Here is a 3,469-nt window from a genome sequence, read left to right as displayed (position 1 = left end):
TCATGAGGATCTGCGCGGCGCTACGCGGACCGATGCCGGGCATGGATAAAAGAATCTCGGTGTGAGGAATGTCCTGGATGAGCTTGAGTACCTGTGCCTCGATTTCTTTACGATGCTCGAGTTTGGCCAATGCATCTTTGGCGGACATTGCTACGCCAAGTTCGGCGTATTCTGCCCCGGCAATGGACACGGTCTGCCCGTGGATGGCAGCAAGCATGGCATCGATGACAGGCTCAGGATTGCGCGCCCTGTGACTGCGCGCAAAGGCTGCCAGACGTGCTCTACCGACGCGTCGAATCTTGGTGGGGCCACCGTATTTCGCAAGTAGGTGGAGGATCCACTTGCGATGAATCACCTGTCCGCGCAGAACATGTTCGAATGCAGGATAGGTTCCCACGAGCGCGGATCGCATCTGGTTAATCAGGCGTGTGTAGGCCCGGGCGAGATCTTCGTCAATACCGTTGAGCACTTTCAGCTGGATAAAGACTTCCTCAACGCGGTCGACGCTGCGCAAGGCATCCGGAAGTTTAAGACCGGCATGGGCGATGACGTAGGCGTCGCGCACATCGGTCTTGGAGTTGCCGACGTGGATGCGAGAGAGCTGCCGCATCGCAAGCCCCGGTAGATAGCGAACGTCGGCCCCCATGTCTTGGGCGACTGCGACGGTTAACCGGCCGATGTTGTTGGGTTGATCGACAATGACAAGAACCGAAGCGTCATCGGCGCGTGCAATCTTGCTTTGGACATAAAAAAGCTCCCAGGCATCCCCGGGAGCTTGTCTCGGGCATCCCCGAGACGTCGGAATAACCGAAAGGAATCAGTTAAACACTCGACACGATTGATCGTAGAAAACGTAGCCGAAAAAAGCAACAAACTCCCACGTGAGACGTAAAATCAAAGCTCCCAATTAAACATATGCCAAGACATATGTTTAAGCATATGGCTTAACATATGGCAGAACATATGCTAATATGAAACCCACAGCTCAAAGGACACTTTGAGAACACAACACTCGACACCTAAAAGGAGCAGCCATGCCCGTAATTTCCTGCCTCAACGCCAAAGGCGGAACCGGAAAAACCACCAGCGCAATCAACCTCGCCGCCGTCGCCGCCTACCGTGGATACACCGTCCACGTCCTCGACGCCGACGCCGAACAAGGCACCGCCTCCGAATGGATCGAATACGCCAACGACGCCTTCGAAGAAAACCCCAACGCCCCCCACGTTGACGTCGAAGTCGAAGCCGTCAACCGAGGAATCCTCGCGCGCAAGGTAAAAAAATACAGCGACGACCTTGTCATCATCGACGGCCCACCCAGCAATCACAGCATGTCTGAACTCATCATCGAAAACTCAGACTTCGTCGTCATTCCCACCACCGGCACCCACACGGATATGGCACAAACCTGGAAAATCATCGACGTCATTCCAGAAGGCAAACACTACGCCGTACTGCCCACCATCTGGGACAAGCGCAAAAGCACTGCCGACCGCGCCCGGAAAGTCCTTGAAGACGAAGGAATCCCAGTCATTTGGCCCGGCGTAGAATCCCGCGCCTACTTCGACCGCCAATTCGGACACTGGCCCCGCAACAGCGCCAAAGAACTACACGGCTATCCCGCAATCTTTGACAAAATCATCGCCCAAATCACCAACTAACCACACCTTAAAAAGGAGCAACCATGAACGACACCCCAGGACTGGCACGCCCGAAAAAGAAGCAAACCGACGCCCAAGGAAAACCCACCCTCACCAAAGACACCGGACTTAATACCACCAAGGTCACAAAGGCCACCAAGAAAGAAAAGCCCCACCGCACCACCGTCAACCTGCCCTACTCCATCTACAAAGAACTACGCAGAAACTGGGCAGAAACCAGCACCCCTATCTACCGCCAACTTCTAGAAGCCTGGGAACTAATCACCGACCACGGCGCGGACTACCAGCCCGCAGACGCGACCTACAACACCGACGAGCTCACCCGCACCACCACCGTCTACATCCCCAAAGACACCCTGAAGGCCATGCAAAAAATCCGCAGCAAGTATGGAGCCTCCATCGCCGACCAGCTCATCTCCTCCTGGGCTCAACAAACCGGCTGGGAAGGATAACCACCCGCGACACCAAGGAGCCACCATGTCCCACGAGACTCCCCACATCGCCGACCGCGCAGACAACGACCCGCGCGAAGACCCCGAAGCGCTACTTATCGCAGCCCTGCTCTGGAACCGCGACACCACCCAAGCGGTAAACCTGACACAAACACTCACCCCCGCCGACTTCTACTCCACCGACTACGCCGCAATCTTTGCCACCATCAGCCAACAACTCAAAAGCGGCAGACCCTACGACCCCGCCAGCGTGCGCACAGCCCTACACGCCGAAGGCGACCAATCCGGCATACTCACCGACAACATCGACGCACTTATCACCATGCTCACCAACCTAGAGCACATACCGCCGAAAATAACCGACTACGCCGAAGCCGTAGCCTCCAACTCGTATCGCCGCCAATACCGCCACATGGTCGAACGCCTTAACCGCCAGGCGCACACCGCACCAGAAAAAGACCTCTACCCACTGCTAGTAAAAGAAGGTAAAAAACAACGCCGCATTAAAGACCGCTACTACCGCAATCACAAAGACACCCCGCAAGAGCGCCACTAAACCACACCCACCCCACGGTGGCCTTCGCTCCAATTTCCTCGCTTCGCTGCGGGAATTTCCACGACCTTCAATCATGGCCTGACCACCCCACCGCGCACCCGAGCGCAACTCCCGTGGAAAACAACCCCCAACACCACCGTGAAAGACCAGCCACACAGCCACACGCCGCAACCAGTGTCCGTTTCGGCAGATACGCTTTCATCTCCGCCTTCGGCAGCTTAACCCGCCTGTGGCTACGGTCAAGAACTTTCGCGGCATAAACCGCTCCCGCGCGCCCCGAATCCGGGGCGCTTTTCGCTATTTATTCCACGCTTTCTTGACCTCCACCACAGGCGGGCGCAGGCACTACGTGCCGGAGATGAAAGCAAGAAAAATGCACGCCCACACCCCAGACCGACACCACCGGCACCAGTAAAACTACAGGTGGCGGCCACAAACCCCGAACATATGCTAAAGCATATGGCCTAACATATGTCTTGCCATATGTTAAAACATATGTTAAACTAGAGGCATACCGTGACGGAAGGCAACACTCGACCAGAAAGGAGCAGACATGCTCACCATCTACACCAAACCCGGATGCCACCCCTGCCGACTGACCATCAAAACCGCCAACAAACTCGGCCTCAACTACCAAGAAAAACCCGCCAAAGAACACACCGGCTACCTCGCCACCCTCGGCCACGCCAGCGCCCCCGTCATCGTCGACGAAGCCGGCAACAGCTTCTCCGGCTTCCGCCCCGACAAACTACGCCAAGCCGCATAACTGAAGCGTCCTGGGTTTAGTTCCTACCTCAGCT

5 protein-coding genes are annotated in these 3,469 nt (G+C 56.3%); 4 read left to right on the top strand and 1 reads right to left on the bottom strand.

The window, feature by feature from the left end:
- The coding region (locus HMPREF3148_RS02050) for an IS110 family transposase (RefSeq protein WP_246818793.1) at window positions 1-733 on the bottom strand (733 nt) is incomplete at its 3' end.
- Window positions 734-1,034: 301 nt separating this feature from the next.
- Here HMPREF3148_RS02050 and HMPREF3148_RS02045 point away from each other — a divergent pair.
- The 4 genes from HMPREF3148_RS02045 to HMPREF3148_RS02030 all read left to right on the top strand — a co-directional run bounded on the left by HMPREF3148_RS02045 (window position 1,035) and on the right by HMPREF3148_RS02030 (window position 3,435).
- Window positions 1,035-1,661, top strand: coding sequence for a ParA family protein (locus HMPREF3148_RS02045; RefSeq protein ID WP_011116990.1), 627 nt, complete (start codon window positions 1,035-1,037; stop codon window positions 1,659-1,661).
- Window positions 1,662-1,684: 23 nt separating this feature from the next.
- Window positions 1,685-2,113 (top strand): hypothetical protein, encoded by a 429-nt coding sequence (locus tag HMPREF3148_RS02040; RefSeq protein ID WP_011116989.1) that lies wholly within the window; start codon window positions 1,685-1,687, stop codon window positions 2,111-2,113.
- A 25-nt stretch (window positions 2,114-2,138) separates the two neighbouring features.
- On the top strand, window positions 2,139-2,669 hold the full coding sequence (locus HMPREF3148_RS02035) for a DnaB-like helicase N-terminal domain-containing protein (protein WP_049159966.1): 531 nt from the start codon (window positions 2,139-2,141) through the stop codon (window positions 2,667-2,669).
- A 553-nt stretch (window positions 2,670-3,222) separates the two neighbouring features.
- Window positions 3,223-3,435 (top strand): glutaredoxin family protein, encoded by a 213-nt coding sequence (locus tag HMPREF3148_RS02030; protein ID WP_011116987.1) that lies wholly within the window; start codon window positions 3,223-3,225, stop codon window positions 3,433-3,435.
- The last annotated feature ends 34 nt before the right edge of the window (window positions 3,436-3,469 follow it).

The sequence above is a fragment of the Corynebacterium sp. HMSC05D08 genome (assembly GCF_001807215.1).
GTDB lineage: Bacteria > Actinomycetota > Actinomycetes > Mycobacteriales > Mycobacteriaceae > Corynebacterium > Corynebacterium striatum.
Note: the sequence above shows the minus strand (reverse complement) of the source record. Positions and strands in the feature narration are given on the sequence as shown.

Coding starts and splice junctions, on each gene's coding strand:
- HMPREF3148_RS02045 (WP_011116990.1), top strand. CDS start 1,035: ATGCCCGTAATTTCCTGCCTCAACGCCAAAGGCGGAACCGGAAAAACC.
- HMPREF3148_RS02040 (WP_011116989.1), top strand. CDS start 1,685: ATGAACGACACCCCAGGACTGGCACGCCCGAAAAAGAAGCAAACCGAC.
- HMPREF3148_RS02035 (WP_049159966.1), top strand. CDS start 2,139: ATGTCCCACGAGACTCCCCACATCGCCGACCGCGCAGACAACGACCCG.
- HMPREF3148_RS02030 (WP_011116987.1), top strand. CDS start 3,223: ATGCTCACCATCTACACCAAACCCGGATGCCACCCCTGCCGACTGACC.